Consider the following 21,306-nt stretch of genomic DNA (forward strand, 5'->3'; position numbering starts at 1 on the left):
CAACGGTCAGTCTTGCTTCCCGGCAAACTTATCCGTCGCCCGGATCAGCTGATCGAGAATCCCCGGCTCCGAATAAGCATGGCCCGCCCCCTCGATCAGGTGGAACTCTGCCTTCGGCCAAGCCTTGTGCAGCAGCCAGGCATATTTGGCCGGGCAGGGCATGTCGTAGCGTCCATGCACGATGACGCCCGGAATATCCCTGAGCCTGCCGGCATCGCGGATCAACTGTCCCTCGTCCATCCAGCCGGCATTGACGAAGAAATGGTTTTCGATGCGCGCAAATGCATAGGCGAATTCCGGCTCCTCGAACTTGCCGCTCGTCGAAGGTTCCGGCAGCAGCGTAATCGTTTCGCCTTCCCAGATGCTCCAGGCCTGCGCGGCCTTAAGGCGCACGTTCCTGTCCTCATGCGTCAGGCGACGATGATAGGCATGCATCATCTCATGCCGCTCTTCCGCCGGAATGGGCGCGATGAACCGCTCCCACTTGTCCGGGAAGATTTCCGAGACGCCGAATTGGTAGTACCAGTTGAGCTCGGCCTTGGTCAGCGTATAGATGCCGCGCAGGATGAGCTCGGAGACGTGCTCCGGATGGGTTTCGGCATATGCGAGCGCCAGCGTCGAGCCCCATGAACCGCCGAACACCTGCCAGCTGTCGACGCCGACCATTTCGCGCAGGCGCTCGATATCGGCGACGAGGTGCCAGGTCGTGTTGGCATGGAGCTCCGCATGCGGCGTCGACCTGCCGCAACCGCGCTGGTCGAACAGCATGACGTCATAGAGGGCAGGATCGAAGAGCCGGCGATGGGCGGGTGAGATGCCGCCGCCCGGACCGCCATGCAGGAAGACGGCGGGCTTGGCGCCTGGTGTGCCCGAGCGCTCCCAATAGATCACGTGGCCGTCTCCGACATCGAGATGGCCGGAAGCATAGGGCTCGATTTCGGGATAGAGCGTGCGCAGTATATCGGTCATATCTTCACGCCTTTCGCGGGCCAGACTTCTGTGTCGTGATCGGGATGCTGGAAGGAGATGATCGCCTCCTGTCGGGCGTAGAAATCCTGATCCTTCAGCACCGGCGCCTCGAAGATTTTCTCGACCCAGGGCAGGCGGGCCTCGTAGTTGACCTGGATCAGCGGAGCGAGGTCGCTGCGATCGTCGAAGGTGCCGATCGCAAGCTCCAGCCCGCCCGGATGACGATAGGTCATCGGCGTGCCGCAATTGTTGCAAAAGCCGCGTTCGATATTGACAGAGGACTGGAAATAGCTCGGCTCGCCGCGCGTCCATTCCATCCCTTCCTCAGGCGCGGTAACGAGCGCGGAGAAGAAGCCGCCGAACTGCTTTTGGCACATGCGGCAATGGCAGATCGAAGGTCGCCCCAGTCTGCCTGATATGCGGAAGCGCACAGCGCCGCACTGGCATCCGCCTGTCTTTATCGTGTCCGTCATGAGGTTTCTCCGAGGGGCCATTTTTGCGTGTCGTGGTCGGGATGCTGATGGTTGCTTGCCGTGATCGCGTTTTCACGGTCGGACGTTTCAGGCTGTGGTTCCACCGGCAGACCGTCGAGCGCATGAAACCAGGACATCTTGCGGCCGGTATTCGATTGCATCACCGGCTTGACCGTATCGGGCTCGTCGAGCGAGCCGAGCGTGATGTTGATGAAGTCCGCTTCGGGAATATCGTAGAACAGCGGCGTGCCGCAATCGCCGCAGAAACCGCGCCGCACCAGATCCGAGGACTGAAACCATTTCGGCGCGCCGCGCGTCAGCTCAAAATCCTTACGCATGGCTGCTGCAAGCGGCAGAAAATAATTGCCGGCGGCTTTCTGGCACATGCGGCAGTGGCAGATGTGTGGGTAGCCAAGCTCGCCGCTGGCCCGATAACGGATCGCCCCGCACTGGCATCCGCCCGTCTGCTTCGCCACGCCGGTCAAGTGCGATCCTCCGGCGGCCAGACCGGCGTATCGTGGTCGGGATGCTGATAGGAAACGAGTTCGTTGAGGAAGGACCCTGCAGCCAGATCCGCCTCGGTTCGCTCTCCGGGCAATTCGTGCAGATGATCGACGAAGCCGATCTTGCCTTCCACGCCCCATTGAATGGTGGGAGGAAGGGATGACGGATCGTCGAATGCGCCTGCAGCTACCGCCACTCCATCCGGCGCCTCATAGGTGAGCGGCGTGCCGCAATCGCCGCAGAAGCCGCGCTCGACGAAATTGTAAGAGCGGAATTTTTTCCGCTCTCCGCGTGTCCATTCGAAATCGGCGCCGCGCACCGAGACCAGCGGCGCATAATAGGCCCCGAACGCCTTCTGGCACATGCGGCAATGACAGATCGACGAATCTTTGATGTCGCCGCTGACGCGGAAACGGATCGCTCCGCATTGGCAGCCGCCGGTATAGGTCGTCATCTCTTGACCTCCCACGTCGTCACGCGCTCGCCGGTCACCGCATCCTTGCCGTCCTTCAACTGGATGCCCTTTGCCGCCAGTTCGTCGCGGATCTTGTCGGCCTCGGTGAAGTTCTTCGCCTTCAGCATTTCGAGACGCATCGCAACCAGCGCATCGACTGCCGATGCGACGGCTTCGTCGATTTCCATCTTTTTCGGCAACAGGCCCAGAAGGTCGGCCGTTGCGGCAAAGACGGCACGGGCTGTGGGATCCGCATGGGCAGCCTGGGCCAGCGCATGCAATGCCTGCACCGCCGCGACCGTATTGAGGTCGTCGGAAAGCGCGTTCAGCACGGTTTCATCGGGCGCCGCATCGCCGGCTTCTGCCGCCGGCCATTTGGCGAGCAGCCGTTCGGCTTCTTCCAGCCGCTTGATCGAAAAATCGATCGGCTCGCGGTAATGCGTCATCAGCATGGCAAGGCGTAGCACCTGGCCCGGCCAGCTGCGGCCGCCGAAGATGTCTGTGTGCAGCAACTCGTGGATGGTGACGAAATTGCCTTCGGATTTCGACATCTTGCGGCCTTCGACCTGCAGGAAGCCGTTATGCATCCAGACGTTCGCCATCACCTCGGTGCCGTGGGCGCAGCGCGACTGGGCGATCTCGTTTTCATGATGCGGGAAGATCAGGTCCAGCCCGCCGCCATGAATGTCGAAGACGTCGCCGAGATAACGCTTGCTCATCGCCGAGCATTCGATGTGCCAACCGGGCCGGCCGCGGCCCCACGGGCTCTCCCAGCCGGGCTCGTTGTGGCTCGACAGCTTCCAGAGCACGAAATCACCCGGGTTCTTCTTGTGCGCGTCGACGGCGATGCGGGCGCCGGCCTGCTGCTCGTCGAGCGGGCGCTTCGAAAGTTGACCGTAATCCGCCATGGATTTGGTGTCGAACAGCACTTCCCCTGATGCGACATAGGCGTGACCGTTGCCGATCAGCTTCTCGATGATCTCGGTCATCTCAACGATATTGTCGGTGGCGCGCGGCTCGAAGCTCGGCTCCAGGCAGCCGAGTTCGGCGACATCCGCGTGATATTGCGTCTCGGTCTTTTCAGTGACCGCGCGGATCGCTTCATTGAGCGGCAAGCCCGGATGGTCGCGAAGCGCCCGCGCATTGATCTTGTCGTCGACGTCGGTAATGTTGCGGGCATAAGTGACGTGATCTTCGCCATAGGCATGGCGCAGCAGCCGGAACAGCATGTCGAAGACAATGGCTGGCCGGGCATTGCCGATATGAGCGAAGTCATAGACGGTCGGGCCGCAGACATACATGCGGACATTGTTGGGATCGATCGGCGAAAAGACCGATTTTTCCCGTGTCAGCGTGTTGTACAGCTTCAGTTCCGGCGTCGCGTCCATTTCACTCTCCCAAAAGGCACGATCAGAAAAATATCGCGACCGGCGGACCGGGGCGTTTCGCATCTTGATTATTTGGGAGACGAAAACGGCCGGGCCAGCGCTCGCGCTAGCGAATAATCTTCCGGCAGATAATGCAGATAACCGTTTTCATGGCGGGTTTTATGGCCCGGTTCGCGCCTCCGGTCAAGGGGGGCGAAGAGCGATCCAGCGGCAACGGGATCCATCTATCCGGTGAATCGATGGCAGCAACCAACGTCTTTGAAACCCATTAGCGCGCTCTTGAAATTCGTCCGCCATTTTCGGAGCACAAATCTCGCATAGCCAGTTGAGAAGCTGTTGAAAATAGGAGGAAGGGATGCGGAGACTTGCCCGATCGACGATCGGAGCGACTGCAGTTCTGGTGGTCGCATTCGCTGCATATTTCGCATACGACTTCGGCATGCTTCGCTTCAACAATCCCTCTCTCAGCAACTATCCAATCCAAGGCATCGATGTCAGCCATCACCAGGGCGATATCGATTGGAAGGCCGTTGCCGCGCAGCCGAATGTCCGTTTCGCCTTCATGAAGGCGACCGAAGGCGGAGACCATCGGGATTCCAAGTTCGCCGACAACTGGCAGCGCGCCGGAGATGCTGGAGTGGTCAGGGGCGCTTATCATTTCTTCACCTTCTGCCGTCCGGGCAAGGATCAGGCGCAGAATGTCCTGGCGACCGTGCCGCAGGAACGGGGAACTCTGCCGATCGCCGTCGATCTGGAGTTTGTCGGCAATTGCAACAAGATCCCGACGCTCGAGGAGATGGCTGCCGAGGTGAACGCCTTTTTCACCGAGCTGAAGAGCAATTTTCCGGAAAAGCCCATTTTCTACGTCACGCAAGAGTTCTTTGATCAATATCTGAAAGGCAATGAATCACGCTTCCCCGACCATTATCTGTGGCTGCGCAGCGTGTTCAGAGAGCCGAGGCAGGAAGAGTGCAGCCGTTGGTCGATCTGGCAATTTGCCGATAACGGCACCTTGGACGGCATCCAGGGTCCGGTTGACCTCAATGCACTATGCCCGTCGGAAACGGGCCTGGCGCATCTGTTCCCCGCCGTTGCAGCGAATTGAAACGTTCGGCTATCTGAAACGCCGGCCTATTCGGGCAGCCGGTAATCGACGAGCTTGTTCTCACGGACGATGAACAGCTTGCCCGTCTCCGTCACACCAGGCCCGAGCAACGGCAGGATCGCCTTTGCGACCTCGGAGGGATGCGGCAGCGTCTGTGGATCTTCGCCGGGCACCGCCTGCGCCCGCATCGCCGTGCGTGTCGCCCCCGGATCAATGCTGGTGACCCGCAGCGGTGTGCTTTGTCTCTCGCCGGCCCATGTGCGCGCCAGCGCCTCGACGGCGGCCTTGGAAGCGGAATAGGCGCCCCAAAAGGGGCGGCACTTGTGGGCAGCACCCGACGAGATGATCACCGCACGGCCGGCATCCGAGCGGGCGAGCAGCGGGTCGACCGAGCGGATCAGCCGCCATGTCGCGGTGACGTTGATGGTCATCACCTTCTCGAACACTTTCGCTTCGATATGGCCGATCGGCGAAATGACGCCGAGCACGCCGGCATTGGCGACGAGGATGTCGAGCTTGCCCCAGCGCTCGAAGATCGAGCCGCCGAGCGCATCGATCGCATTCATGTCTGCAAGGTCGAAGGGCACGAGGGTCGCCGTGCCGCCGACGGCCTTGATCGCATCGTCGAGATCCTCGAGCCCGCCGACCGTGCGTGCGCAGGCGATCACATGGGCGCCGGCTTTGGCAAGTTCCAGCGCCGTGAAATAGCCGATGCCGCGCGACGCGCCGGTGACGAGTGCGATCTTGCCCTCAAGATTGATATTCATGATGTCGTGTTCCCTCACGAAGGGAGAGGGGTGCGATGCACCCCTCGGGATGGACAATGGAAAAACCGGCGCGCCGTGTCAGCCGTTGCTGGCAAGCATCGAAATCTTGTTGCCCATGGACTCGCCGTTCTTGTCGAGAAGGCGGGTCGGATAGTCGCCGGTGAAATAATGGTCGGTGAACTGAGGCCGGACCGGATTGCGATCCTCGCCGCCAACAGCGCGATAGAGGCCGTCGATCGACAGGAAGGCGAGCGAATCCGCACCGATATATTTGGCCATGGCTTCGACATCGGCATATTGGTTTGCCAGCAGCTTGTCTGCGTCAGGCGTGTCGATGCCGTAGAAATCCGGGAAGAAGATCATCGGGCTTGCGACGCGGACATGGACTTCGCGCGCCCCGGCTTCACGGATCATCTGGACGATCTTGAGAGACGTCGTGCCACGCACGATGGAATCATCGACCAGCACCACGCGCTTGCCTTCGATCATCGCCCGGTTGGCCGAATGCTTCAGCTTCACACCGAAGGCGCGGATCTGCTGCGTCGGCTCGATGAAGGTGCGCCCGACATAATGGTTACGGATGATGCCGTATTCGAAGGGAATGCCGCTCTGCTGCGCATAGCCGAGCGCCGCAGGTGTGCCGCCATCCGGCACCGGCACGATCACGTCGCCATCGACGGGCGATTCCTTGGCGAGGTTCATGCCCATGCTCTTGCGCGTCGTATAGACGTTGCGGCCACCGACGACCGAGTCCGGGCGAGCGAAATAGACATATTCGAACAGGCAGAGGCGTTCCGGCTGCGGCTTGCTGGGCTTGCGCGCATCGATGCTGATCGAGCCGTCGGGCTGGATTTCACAGATGATAACCTCGCCGTTCTCAACGTCGCGGATGAACTTGGCGCCGATGATGTCGAGTGCGCAGGTCTCCGAGCAGAAGATCGGCTTGCCGTCGAATTCTCCCATGACGAGTGGGCGGATGCCGGTCGGGTCGCGCGCGGCAATCAGCTTCGTGCGCGTCATGGCGAGCATCGAATAGCCGCCTTCCATCTGACGAATGGCGTCGATGAAGCGGTCGGACGTGGAAGCGTGGCGGGAACGGGCGATGAGGTGAAGGACGACTTCGGTATCGGACGTCGACTGACAGATGGCGCCGGTCGCGATGATCTGGCGGCGCAGCGTCAGGCCGTTGGTGAAATTGCCGTTATGGGCAATGGCGATGCCGCCTTCTTCCAGTTCGGCAAAGAGCGGCTGCACGTTGCGCATGGCCACTTCGCCGGTTGTCGAGTAGCGGGTATGACCGATCGTAATGCTGCCGGGCAGGCGGGCCAGCGTCATCGGATTGGTATAGTGGTCGCCGACGAGGCCCATGTGGCGCTCTTGATAAAAGCGCTTGCCGTCGAAGGAGACGATGCCGGCCGCTTCCTGCCCGCGGTGCTGCAGAGCATGCAGGCCAAGAGCCGTGAGCGCGGCGGCATCAGGATGTCCCAGAATTCCGAAAACCCCGCATTCTTCATGCAGCGTATCTCCGTCGAGCGGATCGTCGGTCGGGAAGGAATGGGACTGGTTCATTTCTGCGGGCCTCTGCTCTCACAAGAATGGATCGGCATTTCCAGAAATAGCTGAGCCCGGCGGAGCTGGAATGCTCGGCCGGACCCTCATTTCACGTCCCGCTCAAATGGCGATTGCCGGAAGGCGGGTCAAGCTCTTGAACACTGTGTCAATTCGCCGGCTGCTGCGCGCCGTCTGCGGGCGCGGTCGGTGCGTCTTCCGCCGGAGCCTGGTCGCCCGTCGGTGGAGTGGTACCTTCAGTGCCCTGTGCCGGCGGCTGCAGCTTATCACGGATGCTTTCCGGTATCATCTGGGCAAATTGCTCCGGCAGAACCGATTTCAGCTTCACGACCATCGAATCCAGGAAGGGCTTCGACTTCGCTTCGTTGACCCAGGTCGGACGGTGGTCGGCATCGACGAGCCAATTCCAGAAGGCGACGGCAACGACCAGGAGCAGCACGCCGCGCGCTGCCCCGAACAGGAAGCCGAGCGTGCGGTCGAGTGCGCCGACACGGCTGTCGATGATGAAATCGGCGATCTTCATCGTGATGAAGGAGATGACGATGAGCGCGATCAGGAAGACGACCGCTGCCGAACCGACGATCGCGATGCGGTCGTCATCGGTATATTTTTTCGCATAGGGCAGCAGGTACGGATAGAGATAGTAGGCAGCCGCCGCCGAACCGCCCCAGCTCGCGATCGAAAGAATCTCGCGCGAAAAGCCGCGGACCATCGCCAGCACGGCGGAGAAGAGCACGACGCCGATGACAATACCGTCGAAAATCGTAATGGGCATGTAAATTCAACTCCAGGACTGCCGCTTGGCGGCCGTGTCGTGCCTTATCGCGTGCCTCCTATATCATCACCATTCCCGGCAATGAAAGGATCAAACCTCGTCTTCCACACGCAGCGCTCCCTTCGATCCGGCAATGCGCGCGACCAGATCCGGCAGACTTCCGACTTCGCTCCAGCGCCCGCCGGAGCCTTTCGGCAGTTCGGCGGAGGCGGATGGAAGCAGTGCTGCGGAAAAACCCAGCTTCTCGGCTTCCTTGAGGCGCTGGGCGGTGTGCGCAACCGGTCGGATGGCGCCCGACAGGCTGACTTCGCCGAAATAGACGCAATCGGCAGGAAGGGCAATACCGGCAAGCGAGGAAACGAGCGCCGAGGCGACGGCAAGATCAGCCGCCGGTTCTGAGATACGGTAACCGCCGGCGACGTTGAGGTAGACGTCGTGCTGGCCGAGCCGGACGCCGCAATGGGCCTCAAGCACTGCGAGGATCATCGACAGCCTGGCCGAATCCCAACCGACCACGGCGCGCCGCGGCGTGCCGAGCGAGGTTGGGGCCACCAGCGCCTGCACCTCGACGAGAATGGGACGCGTGCCCTCCATGCCGGCGAAGACGGCAGCACCCGGCGATTTTTCGTTGCGTTCGCCGAGGAAGAGTTCCGAGGGGTTGGCGACTTCGCGCAAGCCTTTGTCTGACATTTCAAAGACGCCGATCTCGTCGGTCGGGCCGAAGCGGTTCTTGACCGTGCGCAGGATCCGGTAGTGATGGCCGCGATCGCCTTCGAAATAGAGCACGGCATCGACCATGTGCTCGACGACGCGTGGCCCGGCGATCTGCCCGTCCTTGGTCACATGCCCGACGAGCACCATGGCGGCGCCCGTCTGCTTGGCGAAACGGATCATTGCCTGGACGCCGGTGCGCACCTGCGTCACCGTTCCCGGCGCCGATTCGGCAAGTTCGCTCCACAGCGTCTGGATGGAATCGATGATGACGAGGTCCGGTCGCTTGCCCTCGGCGAGCGTCGCCAAAATATCCTCGACATTGGTTTCGGCCGCGAGCATCACGTCGGTATCGGCCGCCGCAAGGCGTTGCGCCCGCAGCCGCACCTGTGCCACGGCTTCTTCGCCGGAGACGTAGATGATCTTGTGGCCGCGCCGCGCAAGGGCTGCGGCTGCCTGCATCAGCAGCGTCGATTTGCCGATGCCGGGATCACCGCCGATCAGCACTGCCGACCCGCGCACGAAGCCGCCGCCGAGCGCCCGGTCGAGCTCCGACATGGCGGTATGGATGCGCGGTGCCTCTTCGATTTCGCCGGAGAGCGCCGTCAGCGCCACCGGGCGGCCCTTCTTCGGCGTCTTGCCGGGACCGGAGCCGATCCCGCCCATCGGGTCTTCCTCGACGATGGTGTTCCACTCGCCGCAGTTCTCGCATTTGCCGGCCCAGCGGTTATGAACCGTGCCGCAACTCTGGCAGATGAATTGTGTCCTGGCCTTCGCCATCCATTACTCTTTCAGTCCGGGTTCCCGAGCGAAGCGACGCGCCGCCTCACCGAATCATTGTCGTGCTTGAGATAATGGCTATCGCGACGGATCAAAACTAATGATTTCCCCATCAGCGCACCCATGCCTATCCTTTACCTCTGGCGCATCGGTCCGATGCGAGGATTGAAAGTGTTACGGCGTCCTTTGCGCGTCTGAGAAGACGCGCAGCGCTGTAATCCGGGAATGATGATGATGTTCGACTATTCGTTTGCGCACTGGCTTGCATTTCTGTCGGCGGCGGTTTTGCTCAACCTCTCGCCTGGACCCGATATCGCCTTCATCCTCGGTCACACGATGAGAAGCGGAAAACGTGCCGGTTTTTCCGCGCTGTTCGGCGTCTGGTCCGGCGCCTGCCTGCATGTGCTGATGGCTGCACTCGGTCTGTCGGCCATCCTTGCCGCTTCCGCCGTCGCCTTCTCCACGGTCAAATGGATCGGCGCCGCCTATCTCGTCTGGCTCGGCATTCAGGCTTTGCGCTCCGGTGGCGGCGATGACCTGATAAAGGCTGCCGGTGAAAAATTGCCGGTTGCAAGAATCTATCGGCAGGGAATTCTGGTGTCGCTGCTCAATCCGAAAGTGGCGATATTCTTCCTGGCCTTCCTGCCGCAATTCGTCGTCGAAGGGGCAGGGCCGGCATGGGCGCAGCTCATGCTGCATGGCGGGCTTATCATCGTCGTCGCCGCCTTCATCGAACCGCCGCTGGTCCTTCTCGGCGGGCGCCTTGCGGATGCAATCAGGCACAATCAAAAAGTCGGCCTCTGGCTCGATCGCGGCCTCGGTGCGCTTTTCGTGGCGCTCGGTGTCCGTCTCGCCCTCAGCAGCCGCTGAATAGAAGATCGCTATTCTTCGGCCACGTAGCGCCGCTCGTGGCGCAGCCCCATGCTGGTCAGAATCTCGTATCCGATCGTGCCGGATGTCCGCGCCACATCGTCGACCGGCAGGTTCTTTCCAAACAGCTCGACATAATCCCCGGCGCGCACGGCGTTGTCAGGCAGGTCGGTGATATCGAAGATCGTCAGGTCCATGGTGATCCGGCCGGCAACCGGGACCTTCTGTCCGGCGATGAAGCCTTGCCCGCCTTGCGGCACCACCTGGCGCAACGGCACACCGCCGCTCGACTGACTGCGCATGTAGCCGTCAGCATAGCCGGCCGAGGCGATCGCCAACCGGCTTTCACGACGAAGCTGCAGCGCTCGCCCATAGCTGACGGTCTCGCCGGCTTCGACGCTGCGCACCTGAATGATGCGCGCTTCCGCCGTCGCGACCGGCCGCATCGGGTTTACCATGCCGCTGACCGCTTCGCCGCCATAGAGCGCAATGCCGGGGCGGGTCAGGTCGAAGTGGTAATCCTCGCCGAGAAAGATGCCGGCCGAGGCGGCAAGGCTTGAATCGATGCCTTCATAGGCGGCGCTAACCCTGTGGAATGATTCGAGCTGCTGCCGGTTCATCGCATGGGTGGGATCGTCGGCGCAGGCGAGGTGGCTCATGACAAGCACGGGCGCGAAGCTTGCCGGCCGCGAGACGTCGTCGGCGAGCGCGATCGCATCGTCGATATGCAGTCCGAGCCGATTGAAGCCGGTATCGACATGCAGCGCGCAGGGATAGTCGCCGTAGTCGGCAAGCACCGCCATCCAGAAGGCGAGCTGTTCGTCGGATGAAATCACCGGCACCAGATCGTTTTCGAAGAAGCGCCGCTCGGTTCCCGGCCAGATGCCTGAGAGCACGAAGATGCGCGCCTCTGGCGCATAGAGGCGAAGCGTCACCCCTTCATCGACGGTCGCAACGAAGAAATCTCGGGCGCCAACGAGGTAGAGCGCTTCGCCGGCATCCTCAATGCCCATACCATAGGCATCCGCCTTGACGACGGCTGCGGCGCGCGCCGCCCCGGAGCGGCGCGCCATGTCGCGCCAGTTCTCCGTCAGAGCGGTCAGGTCGACGGTCAGCCGCAGGCCTGCCGAGGCAAAGTTGTCGTCTTCGGGGGCGTCGAAAAATTCGCTCATGATCCGCATCGAAAAGAGGCCGGAGAAGGATTCTCCGGCCAGTTTAAAGGTCAACTATGTCAAGGGAAAGCCCGGCGCTGCACGCAGCATCCGCGCGATCAGTGCTCTTCATATTGGGTGAAGGAGGGATCGGCGAGATCGGCAAAGCGCGTGAATTCCGCCTGGAAGGCGAGCTTCACCGTGCCTGTCGGCCCGTGGCGCTGCTTGGCGATGATGACGTCGGCCGTTCCCTTCACCTTGTCGAACAGCGCTTCCCATTCCGGATATTTGGGATCGTGGATGTCGCGCGGCTCCGAATTCTTGACGTAATATTCCTCGCGGAACACGAAGAGCACGACGTCGGCGTCCTGCTCGATCGAGCCGGATTCGCGAAGGTCGGACAGCTGCGGCCGCTTGTCGTCGCGGCTTTCGACCTGACGCGAAAGCTGCGACAGCGCAATGATCGGAACGTTGAGCTCCTTGCCGAGCGCCTTCAGGCCGGTGGTGATCTGGGTGATTTCCTGCACGCGGTTGTCGCTGGATTTGCCCGAGCCGGTCATCAGCTGAATGTAGTCGACCACCAGCACGTCGAGGCCGCGCTGACGCTTCAGACGGCGCGCGCGTGCCGAAAGCTGCGCGATCGAAATGCCGCCGGTCTGGTCGATATAGAGCGGCACCTTCTGCATCATCATCGAGCAGGCGACGAGCTTTTCGAAATCGGCATCGTTGATGTCGCCGCGGCGGATCTTCGAGGAGGAGACTTCGGTCTGCTCGGAGATGATACGGGTGGCAAGCTGTTCGGACGACATTTCGAGCGAGTAGAAACCGACGACGCCGCCGTTCTTCGCCTTCATGCTGCCGTCCGACTGGACTTCGCCTTCGTAGGCGGCGGCGATATTGTAGGCGATGTTTGTAGCAAGCGAGGTCTTGCCCATGCCGGGGCGTCCGGCAAGCACGATCAAGTCCGACCGCTGCAAGCCGCCCATCTTGGAATCCAGCGAATGGATGCCGGTGGAAATGCCGGAAAGCCCGCCGTCGCGCTCCTTGGCCACGGCCGCCATGTCGATCGCCAGCGCGACCGCATCGTTGAAGGCCTGGAAGCCGCCGTCGTAGCGGCCGTTTTCAGCCAGTTCGAAGAGGCGGCGTTCGGTATCCTCGATCTGCGACTGCGGCGGCATGTCGAGCGGAGCGTCATAGGCGATGTTGACGACGTCCTCGCCGATGGTGATCAGCGCCCGGCGCAGCGCCAGGTCGTAGATCGCCCGGCCGTAATCCTCGGCATTGATGACGGTGACGGCATTGCTGACGAGGCTCGCCAGATATTGCGAAACCGTCATGTCGCCGACCTTCTCGTCGGCCTTCAGGAAGGTCTTGATCGTCACCGGGTTGGCGATCTTGCCCATGCGGATGATATCGCCGGCAACCTCAAAGATCTTCCGGTGCAGCGGTTCATAGAGATGGATCGGCTTGAGGAAGTCCGACACCCGGTAATAGGCATCGTTGTTCATCAGGATCGCACCCAGAAGCGCCTGCTCGGCTTCGATATTGTTGGGTGCTTCGCGATAATGCTGCTCCGACGGGGCAACAGCTGCAATCTTTCGAGCGGCGTCGTTCATCATCATCCGTTCTGTCTTTTTCCAGCTCCGGATTTGCAATTCCGGACGCGAAAATCAAGAGGCTACGAAAGGAGCGGGGGCTCGCTTCGCCTAAATCCTGAACGCTGTGCACGTTGTTCGACTTCTCCACAGTCTTGGGCGGCACAAAGGAGAAATACTGGCAGTGTCACCCGCACGACACGGTATGGCGCCGACTCAGCCCATCCGCTTCGGAGAATGTCATTTTAGCGCGATGCGATAAGGCACGCAGCAAAAACATCCGGAAGATCCCCTTTAAAAAAGCGAACCGATCGGCAGCTCACATCGAAGGGGTGGAAACGAAAAAGCCCGGCGCGGTGGCCGGGCTTCCCTCTCGCGGATCGCTCCGACGAAATTATGCTTCGTCTTCGTCGACGCCGTCGGCTTCCGGATCGAAGAAGTCTTCCGGACGCAGCGCGTCTTCGTCGACGCCGTAGATCGCGTCGACCGAGGTGAGTTCTTCGCCCTTGGACTGGCGCTCTGCCTCTTCGGCAGAACGGGCAACGTTCAGCTCGACGTGAATTTCGACTTCGGCATGCAGCTGCAGCTCGACCTTGTGCAGGCCGATCGACTTGATCGGCGTGTTGAGGTGAACCTGGTTGCGGCCGATGTTGAAGCCTTCGGCGCCGAGAATATCGACGACGTCACGGGCAGCAACCGAACCGTAGAGCTGGCCGGTTTCGCCGGCGGAGCGTACGACGATGAAGGACTTGCCGTCGAGAACGTCAGCGACCGTCTGGGCTTCCGACTTGCGCTCCAGGTTGCGGGCTTCGAGCGTTGCGCGCTCGGCTTCGAAGCGGGTCTTGTTGGCGGCGTTGGCGCGCAGCGCCTTGCCGAGCGGCAGCAGGTAGTTGCGGGCAAAGCCGTCGCGAACCTTTACGGTTTCGCCCATCTGGCCGAGCTTGGAGATGCGTTCGAGAAGGATGACTTGCATTTTCTTTTTCCTTTCTTGTGTCTCAGATTTTCGTATCGGATTGTTTGGGGGCATCAGCATCTTTCGTCGGGGTCAGTGCGATCGCCTTGCGCGTATCGCTGAGACCGAGGACGAGGATGAGGAGAGCTGGCAGCAGCATGAGCATCGAGCCCAGATAGCAGAGGATGAGGGCCGGTATGCGCCAGTCCTTGCCGCGCGTGCGGAAATGCAGCGAGGCGAAACCGGAAAGCATGAAACCGGCACCGAAGGCGCCGATCACGGTCGCGCCGACCAGTGCCGGAACGCCGCCGAAAAAGCAGGCGGCAAGCCCGGCCAGGAAGATGAAGATCGAGTTGCGGTTCATCCGCAGCGACGAGGGAATGTCCTCGCGCGGGCGAAGGCCGCGGCCGGAGGCTGCAACGATGCGCACGGCAAAATAATAGGCGGCAAACAGCATGCTGACCCACATGCCGCCCTGCAAAGCAGGCAGCATCAGCAGGATCAGCGACTTGGTCTGCGCCGTCGCTGCCGGATCGGGCATGAATTCCGGCTGCTGCTGCTTGAGTGAGGTGATCAGCAGATCGACGATCGGATCGGTGATCTCAGGCCCGTAGCCGATGATCACACCGATAACGATGACGGCGAGTGTCACCAGGCCGCAGAGATGCAGCAGGATATCGGAGAGCGGATACCAGGCAAGCAGATGGTCGGGTCCGCCGAGTTCGGCGGCCGGACGCGCCAGATTGGCGAGATGGCTCAGCCAACCGGCCGGCAGCAGCGTCACCATCGTCATGATCAGCGCGAAGGAAGGCGAGATCAAGATCGCGCCGAGTGCCGCGGCGCTGACGACGGCCGAGATCGCGGCGGTATTGCCCCAGCCGAGCCCGACGATCAGGATCGGCAGAGCCGAGGCCGTGTAGAGAAGCGCGCTGAAAAACGACGGCTGCATGCTCGCGCCCAGCACCAGCAGGGCGGCGGTCAATCCGGCGAGTGCGCCGATCAGCAGCGTTTTAATGTTCGGTCGTTTCAAGGTCGCTGTCCTGCTTCATCAAGCAGTTAGAGGATGTTGCTGAATCAGATTCAGAAACGTCTCAACATGGGTTTTAAGAGTTCCGATCCGCGCCCATCGCGGAAGGGAGAAAGGAAGGCACGAATGCCTTCCCTCAAGGGTGTGTGCGTCGGCCGATGATCAGGCGACGACGTAGGGCAGCAGGCCGAGGAAACGGGCGCGCTTGATCGCTTGGGCGAGTTCGCGCTGCTTCTTCTGGGAAACGGCCGTGATGCGGGACGGAACGATCTTGCCGCGCTCGGAAATGTAGCGCTGCAGCAGGCGTACGTCCTTGTAGTCGATCCGCGGCGCGTTGGCGCCGGAGAACGGGCAGGTCTTGCGGCGGCGATGGAACGGGCGGCGGACCGGAGCGGAGGAAGTTTCAGACATATCTCAGATCTCCCTTATACACGGTCTTCGCGCGGACGGCGCGGACGGTCGTCGCGGTCGCCGAAGCCACCTTCACGCGGCGGACGCGGGCCACGGTCACGATCGCCGAAGCCGCCTTCACGCGGGCCACGGCCGCCTTCACGCGGACGGTCGTCACGGTCGCGCTTCTGCATCATGGCAGACGGACCTTCTTCATGCTTCTCGACGGCGATCGTCATGTAGCGAAGAACGTCTTCGCTGATGCGCATCTGGCGTTCCATTTCCTGGACGGCAGCAGCCGGTGCATCGATGTCCATCAGGGCGTAGTGCGCCTTGCGGTTTTTCTTGATGCGGTAGGTAAGGGACTTGAGGCCCCAGTTCTCGATACGCCCGACCTTACCGCCATTCGCTTCGATCACACCCTTGTACTGTTCTACGAGGGCATCGACCTGCTGAGCGGAAATATCCTGCCGGGCAAGGAATACATGTTCATAAAGAGCCATGACAGCTTTGCCTTTCTTGCGTTTGGTTCAACCCGATATTCGGCGGCTAAGCCTCAACGACTGCTCCTGATTGGGCGGGCCCAGGCAAGAAAGCGTTTCCGAGACGGTCGAGAGCGGAGACACGGGAGGCTGGAACGCTTCCGTTCCGAACGATTTCCCTGAAGAAACCGGCCCTCCGTTCAGCCACCAGCCAGAAGACCGGGTTAACGAACAGGGCGGCTTATACGGATTTTTTGGGCAAAGGCAAGCGCAATCGGATACCCGAACCCGATGCCGGCCAATGGTCGGCATCGGGCAGGAGCCAGACAAATATGATCAAAGTGTCAGCGGATACTGCCGGTGCACCTTGGCGATTTCCGCCAGGATCTCGTTCGAAAGCGTAATGTCGGCCGCGCCGATATCGATTTTCAACTGCTCCATAGACGTCGCTCCGATGATGACCGAGGCCATGAACGGACGTGACAGGCAGAAGGCGAGCGCCATCGCTGCCGGGTCGAGGCCGTATGTTGCGGCGATGTCCAGATAGGCTTTGGTCGCCGGCTCCTGCAGCGGTTGCAGGCGGCCGCCGATATCGTGGTTGATCGAACCGCGCGAACCTTTCGGCCTGCCGCCGTCGATATATTTGCCGGACAGGATACCGCCGGCAAGCGGCGAATAGGCGAGCAGCCTGACATCCTCATGATGCGAGAGTTCGGCGAGATCGAGGTCGAAATGGCGGTAGAGCAGGTTGTATTCGTTCTGGACGCTGGCGACCCGCGGCAGGCCCTTCTGTTCGGCGAGCGTCAGGTATTTGTGTATGCCCCAGGTGGTTTCGTTGGAAAGGCCGATCGCGCGGATCTTGCCTTCCTTCACCAGCGCACCGAGCGTTTCCAGGATGTCGAGCATATTGGCGACGGCCTTGTCGCGATCCTGGGTGAACGGATTGTAGTTCCAGTTCTGGCGGAAATGGAAATGGCCGCGGTTCGGCCAGTGGATCTGGTAGAGGTCGACGTAATCCGTCTTCAGCCGCGTCAGGCTGGCCTCGAGCGCCAGGCGGATATTCTTTGCGTCGGCACCTTCGCCGCCGCGCAGATAATCGCGGCCGCGGCCGGCGACCTTGGTGGCGAGCACGATATCGCCGCGCTTGCCGGTCTTATTGAACCAGCTGCCGATGTAGTCTTCGGTCCAGCCCTGTGTCGCGGCCGAAACCGGGGTGGTCGGATAAAGTTCGGCCGTATCGAAGAAATTGACGCCCTTTTCGACGGCGTAATCCATCTGCGCATGCGCATCGGCTTCGCTGTTCTGCGAGCCCCAGGTCATGGTGCCAAGGCAAATCTCTGAAACGGAAATATCGGTGCGGCCTAGTGAATTATACTTCATGGAAAAACCTTGGGAGAGAGGTGAAAGCCTTGGGGAGGTCCGGGCAAATCTAGGCTGGATTTGGCGGAGCGCAAGAGCAAAAGCCGGGCTTTTGCGCGCGCGCGAAAGGCTTTGCGGAGAATGAGCCGCTACTTGACTCTGCCGGAAAGAATGTCAATTGGAGGCAAAACAGCCTTAAAGGGCGCAATCAGGGCATCAGCCAGGGACATGAGAATGACCATTGCTTTCACTTTTCCCGGTCAGGGCAGTCAGGCCGTCGGCATGGGCAAGGACCTCGCCGAGAATTTCGCGGAAGCCCGCGCCGTTTTCCAAGAAATCGATGAGGCGCTCGGTGAAAAGCTTTCGGACGTCATGTTCAACGGTCCCGAGGATACGTTGACCTTGACTGCGAACGCCCAGCCGGCGCTGATGGCCGTCTCGATCGCCGCCGTCCGCGTATTGGAGGCCAAGGGGCTGGATCTGAAGTCCAAGGTCGCCTACGTCGCCGGCCACTCGCTCGGCGAATATTCGGCGCTTTGCGCCGCCGGCACCTTTTCGCTCGCCGACACCGCGCGGCTGTTGCGCATCCGCGGCAACGCCATGCAGGCGGCCGTTCCCGTCGGCGTCGGCGCCATGGCCGCGATCATCGGCCTCGAACATGCCGACGTCGTTGCCGTCTGTGAGGCAGTGGCCGCCGTTGGCGCCTGCCAGATCGCCAACGACAATGGCGGCGGCCAGATCGTCATCTCGGGCGAGAAGGCAGCCGTCGAAAAGGCGGCCGCCCTTGCGACCGACAAGGGCGCCAAGCGCGCCATTCTGCTGCCGGTCTCCGCTCCCTTCCATTCCACACTAATGGCGCCCGCCGCCGACGCCATGCGCGAAGCGCTTGCAACGGTCGCCAAGTTCGACCCCGTCGTGCCTCTCATCGCCAATGTCCGTGCCGCCCCGGTGACCGGCGCCGACGAGATCGCCAGCCTGCTGGTCGAGCAGGTGACCGGTCAGGTCCGCTGGCGCGAGACGGTGGAATGGTTCGCCGGAAATGGCGTGACGACGCTTTATGAACTCGGTTCCGGCAAGGTGCTGACCGGCCTTGCCCGCCGCATTGACAAGACGATCAACGGCATCTCCGTCAACGGTCCGGCGGATATCGACGCGGCCGTCGCCGCCCTCATGGCCTGATTGGTATCTCCAGATATAAGGAACGTTTCCATGTTCGATCTTTCCGGCCGCAAGGCTCTCGTCACCGGCGCATCGGGCGGTATCGGCGAGGAAATCGCCCGCCTTCTTCATAAGCAGGGCGCCATCGTCGGCCTGCATGGCACCCGCGTCGAGAAGCTGGAAGCGCTGGCCGCCGATCTCGGCGAGCGCGTCAAGATCTTCCCGGCGAACCTCTCAAACCGCGATGAGGTCAAGGCGCTCGGCCAGAAGGCCGAGGTCGACCTCGAAGGCGTCGACATCCTTGTCAACAATGCCGGCATCACCCGCGACGGGCTGTTCGTGCGCATGAGCGACGAGGACTGGGACAGCGTCCTCGAAGTGAATCTGACATCGACCTTCCGCCTGACGCGCGAATTGACGCATCCGATGATGCGCCGCCGCTATGGCCGCATCATCAACATCACCTCCATCGTCGGCGTCACCGGCAATTCGGGCCAGGCCAATTACTGCGCCTCCAAGGCCGGTATGATCGGCTTCACCAAGTCCCTGGCGCAGGAGATTGCCACCCGCAACGTGACGGTCAATTGCGTCGCACCGGGCTTCATCGAGAGCGCCATGACCGGCAAGCTGAACGACAAGCAGAAGGAAGCGATCATGGGAGCGATCCCGATGAAGCGCATGGGCACGGGCGGCGAGGTGGCTTCGGCGGTCGCTTACCTTGCGTCCTCCGAGGCTGCTTATATGACGGGCCAGACGCTGCACGTAAACGGCGGCATGGCGATGATCTGAAACGACAAACTGTTGGCGTGTGAATAATTCCGCCAATAGCATGTTGAGCAATCACGAACCGTTGATTTTCTGGCTTTGCGGCAGACATAAAGCATGTTAAGCGGGCCATGACTGTGAACAGTCGTCCCGAGAAAGCAGACGGACCGGCGGGCTTTTCGCAAGCCTGGGACATCTCTGAAGCCGGGTAAACGAGTTTGCCGAGGATGTCTGAAAACATCGCAGGCTGAAACAGGGTAGGGGTGCCGCGATGGCATTCCGATCAGGACATAAGGTCGAGGAAACCGACATGAGCGATATCGCAGAACGCGTAAAGAAAATTGTTATTGATCATCTTGGCGTCGACGCCGACAAGGTCGTCGAGAGCGCCAGCTTTATCGACGATCTGGGCGCTGACTCGCTCGACACGGTCGAACTTGTCATGGCTTTCGAAGAAGAATTCGGCGTTGAAATTCCTGACGACGCTGCCGACTCGATCCTGACGGTCGGCGATGCAGTGAAGTTTATTGAGAAGGCCCAGGCCTGATCCTGTGAATTTGAGAAAGGGCGGGCCTGGAGTCCGCCCTTTTCTTTTCGGCATATTTCTCCATAGAACATAAGAGACGGGGGAAAGCACGCGATGAGACGTGTCGTCATCACCGGTACCGGCATGGTATCACCCTTGGGATGCGGAACCGAGGTGACGTGGTCCCGGCTGCTTGCCGGTCAGAACGGCGCCCGCCTCGTCACCGAATTCGAGGTCGATGACCTTCCCGCCAAAATCGCCTGCCGTATTCCTATCGGTGACGGCACCGACGGCACCTTCAATGTCGATCAGTGGATGGAGCCGAAGGAGCAGCGCAAGGTCGATCCCTTCATCATCTACGGCATGGCCGCCGCCGACATGGCGCTTGCCGATGCCGGCTGGCATCCTGAAACCGATGAGGACCAGATCGCCACCGGCGTGCTGATCGGCTCCGGCATCGGCGGCATCGAAGGCATCGTCGAGGCGGGTTACACCCTGCGCGACAAGGGCCCGCGCCGCATCTCCCCCTTCTTCATTCCCGGCCGCCTGATCAACCTCGTCTCCGGCCAGGTCTCGATCCGCCACAAGCTGCGCGGACCCAATCATTCGGTCGTCACCGCCTGCTCGACGGGCGCGCATGCGATCGGCGATGCCGCGCGGCTGATCGCGCTTGGTGATGCCGACGTCATGGTCGCCGGCGGCACGGAATCCCCCGTCAGCCGCATTTCGCTTGCAGGTTTTGCCGCCTGCAAGGCGCTGTCGACCCAGCACAACGACGATCCGCAGAAGGCGTCGCGTCCCTATGATCGCGACCGCGACGGCTTCGTCATGGGCGAAGGTGCCGGCATCGTCGTGCTCGAGGAACTGGAACACGCCAAGGCGCGCGGCGCCAGGATCTACGCCGAAATCGTCGGCTACGGCCTGTCGGGCGACGCTTATCACATCACCGCGCCCTCCGAAGACGGCGAGGGCGCTGGCCGCTGCATGGCGATGGCGCTGAAACGCGCCGGGCTGACGCCCGCCGATATCGACTACATCAATGCCCACGGCACTTCGACCATGGCTGATACGATCGAACTCGGCGCCGTCGAGCGGCTGGTCGGCAATGCGGCGTCGAAGATCTCCATGTCCTCGACCAAGTCGGCGACAGGACACCTTCTCGGCGCCGCCGGTGCCATCGAGGCGATTTTCGCCACGCTTGCGATCCGCGACAACATCGCGCCGCCGACGCTCAATCTCGACAATCCCGAACGGGAGACGGCGATCGATCTTGTTCCGCACAAGGCGCGTGAGCGAGACATCAATGTGGCGCTGTCCAACTCATTCGGATTCGGCGGCACGAACGCGTCGCTCGTACTGCGCCGTTACGCGCAATAAGAGTGCTGCAAGCGGTGTAATGGTTCTCCCATGCACCGCAACCGGCCGTCCTCTCCGTTGCGTAGGAGGGCGTGCGAAAGCATAACGACCGGCAGCGGCGTCGTTGAACGGCGGCAGAACCTGCTTTTGCCGCATTGCTTCGCGAAATAGCGAAGTGAG

Annotated in this window: 22 protein-coding genes; 6 read left to right on the top strand and 16 right to left on the bottom strand. The window is 61.4% G+C overall.

Annotated elements, in window-relative coordinates; translation table 11 throughout:
* Nucleotides 1-6: 6 nt before the first annotated feature.
* The 5 genes from pip to cysS are packed head-to-tail and all read right to left on the bottom strand — an operon-like array spanning nt 7 to nt 3,788.
* Nucleotides 7-969 (bottom strand): prolyl aminopeptidase, encoded by a 963-nt coding sequence (pip, locus tag BA011_RS03525; RefSeq protein WP_065279464.1) that lies wholly within the window; start codon nt 967-969, stop codon nt 7-9.
* Nucleotides 966-1,442, bottom strand: coding sequence for a GFA family protein (locus tag BA011_RS03530; RefSeq protein WP_027665242.1), 477 nt, complete (start codon nt 1,440-1,442; stop codon nt 966-968). Before BA011_RS03530 ends, pip begins: the two co-directional genes overlap by 4 nt.
* Entirely contained in the window at nt 1,439-1,927 is a 489-nt protein-coding gene (locus BA011_RS03535) for a GFA family protein (protein ID WP_065279465.1), read from the bottom strand. Before BA011_RS03535 ends, BA011_RS03530 begins: the two co-directional genes overlap by 4 nt.
* Entirely contained in the window at nt 1,924-2,400 is a 477-nt protein-coding gene (locus BA011_RS03540; protein ID WP_065279466.1) for a GFA family protein, read from the bottom strand. Before BA011_RS03540 ends, BA011_RS03535 begins: the two co-directional genes overlap by 4 nt.
* Entirely contained in the window at nt 2,397-3,788 is a 1,392-nt protein-coding gene (gene cysS, locus BA011_RS03545) for a cysteine--tRNA ligase (protein ID WP_065279467.1), read from the bottom strand. Before cysS ends, BA011_RS03540 begins: the two co-directional genes overlap by 4 nt.
* A gap of 355 nt (nt 3,789-4,143) precedes the next feature.
* Here cysS and BA011_RS03550 point away from each other — a divergent pair, with 355 nt between their 5' ends.
* Entirely contained in the window at nt 4,144-4,893 is a 750-nt protein-coding gene (locus tag BA011_RS03550) for a GH25 family lysozyme (protein WP_065279468.1), read from the top strand.
* 26 nt (nt 4,894-4,919) lie between these two features.
* Here BA011_RS03550 and BA011_RS03555 read toward each other — a convergent pair whose 3' ends face one another.
* From BA011_RS03555 to radA, 4 genes are all read right to left on the bottom strand, one after another.
* The gene (locus BA011_RS03555) at nt 4,920-5,660 is read right to left on the bottom strand and encodes an SDR family NAD(P)-dependent oxidoreductase (RefSeq protein ID WP_027665248.1); all 741 of its coding nucleotides are present in this window, start codon (nt 5,658-5,660) and stop codon (nt 4,920-4,922) included.
* A gap of 78 nt (nt 5,661-5,738) precedes the next feature.
* Nucleotides 5,739-7,229 carry an amidophosphoribosyltransferase gene (purF, locus tag BA011_RS03560; protein WP_025393957.1) on the bottom strand — a complete coding sequence of 497 codons (1,491 nt, stop codon included), beginning with the start codon at nt 7,227-7,229 and terminating at the stop codon, nt 5,739-5,741.
* A gap of 148 nt (nt 7,230-7,377) precedes the next feature.
* Nucleotides 7,378-8,004, bottom strand: coding sequence for a CvpA family protein (locus BA011_RS03565; RefSeq protein ID WP_065279469.1), 627 nt, complete (start codon nt 8,002-8,004; stop codon nt 7,378-7,380).
* A 90-nt stretch (nt 8,005-8,094) separates the two neighbouring features.
* Nucleotides 8,095-9,495 (bottom strand): DNA repair protein RadA, encoded by a 1,401-nt coding sequence (gene radA, locus BA011_RS03570; protein WP_026238923.1) that lies wholly within the window; start codon nt 9,493-9,495, stop codon nt 8,095-8,097.
* Between the two features lie 234 nt (nt 9,496-9,729).
* Here radA and BA011_RS03575 point away from each other — a divergent pair, with 234 nt between their 5' ends.
* Nucleotides 9,730-10,365, top strand: coding sequence for a LysE family translocator (locus tag BA011_RS03575; protein WP_065282396.1), 636 nt, complete (start codon nt 9,730-9,732; stop codon nt 10,363-10,365).
* Between the two features lie 11 nt (nt 10,366-10,376).
* On the opposite strand, the gene alr is transcribed toward BA011_RS03575, so the two are convergent.
* The 7 genes from alr to BA011_RS03610 all read right to left on the bottom strand — a co-directional run bounded on the left by alr (nt 10,377) and on the right by BA011_RS03610 (nt 17,342).
* Complete coding sequence (alr, locus tag BA011_RS03580; RefSeq protein WP_186806552.1) at nt 10,377-11,546, bottom strand: alanine racemase; 1,170 nt, start codon at nt 11,544-11,546, stop codon at nt 10,377-10,379.
* An 89-nt stretch (nt 11,547-11,635) separates the two neighbouring features.
* Nucleotides 11,636-13,132, bottom strand: a complete 1,497-nt coding sequence (locus BA011_RS03585) for a replicative DNA helicase (protein WP_063474885.1) — start codon at nt 13,130-13,132, stop codon at nt 11,636-11,638.
* Nucleotides 13,133-13,505: 373 nt separating this feature from the next.
* Nucleotides 13,506-14,084: a 50S ribosomal protein L9 gene (gene rplI, locus BA011_RS03590; RefSeq protein WP_011651241.1), complete on the bottom strand. Its 579-nt coding sequence runs from the start codon at nt 14,082-14,084 to the stop codon at nt 13,506-13,508.
* A 22-nt stretch (nt 14,085-14,106) separates the two neighbouring features.
* Nucleotides 14,107-15,093: a DUF2232 domain-containing protein gene (locus BA011_RS03595; protein WP_065279470.1), complete on the bottom strand. Its 987-nt coding sequence runs from the start codon at nt 15,091-15,093 to the stop codon at nt 14,107-14,109.
* A 159-nt stretch (nt 15,094-15,252) separates the two neighbouring features.
* Nucleotides 15,253-15,501, bottom strand: coding sequence for a 30S ribosomal protein S18 (gene rpsR, locus BA011_RS03600; protein WP_003547038.1), 249 nt, complete (start codon nt 15,499-15,501; stop codon nt 15,253-15,255).
* 14 nt (nt 15,502-15,515) lie between these two features.
* Complete coding sequence (gene rpsF, locus BA011_RS03605; protein WP_003547040.1) at nt 15,516-15,983, bottom strand: 30S ribosomal protein S6; 468 nt, start codon at nt 15,981-15,983, stop codon at nt 15,516-15,518.
* A 315-nt stretch (nt 15,984-16,298) separates the two neighbouring features.
* Nucleotides 16,299-17,342 carry an aldo/keto reductase gene (locus BA011_RS03610; protein ID WP_065279471.1) on the bottom strand — a complete coding sequence of 348 codons (1,044 nt, stop codon included), beginning with the start codon at nt 17,340-17,342 and terminating at the stop codon, nt 16,299-16,301.
* Between the two features lie 213 nt (nt 17,343-17,555).
* Here BA011_RS03610 and fabD point away from each other — a divergent pair, with 213 nt between their 5' ends.
* The 4 genes from fabD (at nt 17,556) to fabF (ending at nt 21,147) form a co-directional block, all read left to right on the top strand.
* On the top strand, nt 17,556-18,500 hold the full coding sequence (gene fabD, locus BA011_RS03620; RefSeq protein WP_065279472.1) for an ACP S-malonyltransferase: 945 nt from the start codon (nt 17,556-17,558) through the stop codon (nt 18,498-18,500).
* Nucleotides 18,501-18,530: 30 nt separating this feature from the next.
* Nucleotides 18,531-19,268 carry a 3-oxoacyl-[acyl-carrier-protein] reductase gene (gene fabG, locus BA011_RS03625; RefSeq protein WP_065279473.1) on the top strand — a complete coding sequence of 246 codons (738 nt, stop codon included), beginning with the start codon at nt 18,531-18,533 and terminating at the stop codon, nt 19,266-19,268.
* Nucleotides 19,269-19,554: 286 nt separating this feature from the next.
* Nucleotides 19,555-19,791, top strand: a complete 237-nt coding sequence (locus BA011_RS03630; RefSeq protein WP_003547058.1) for an acyl carrier protein — start codon at nt 19,555-19,557, stop codon at nt 19,789-19,791.
* A 93-nt stretch (nt 19,792-19,884) separates the two neighbouring features.
* Nucleotides 19,885-21,147 (top strand): beta-ketoacyl-ACP synthase II, encoded by a 1,263-nt coding sequence (fabF, locus tag BA011_RS03635; RefSeq protein ID WP_065279474.1) that lies wholly within the window; start codon nt 19,885-19,887, stop codon nt 21,145-21,147.
* Nucleotides 21,148-21,306: the final 159 nt, after the last annotated feature.

This window comes from Rhizobium leguminosarum (assembly GCF_001679785.1).
Classification (GTDB): domain Bacteria; phylum Pseudomonadota; class Alphaproteobacteria; order Rhizobiales; family Rhizobiaceae; genus Rhizobium; species Rhizobium leguminosarum_R.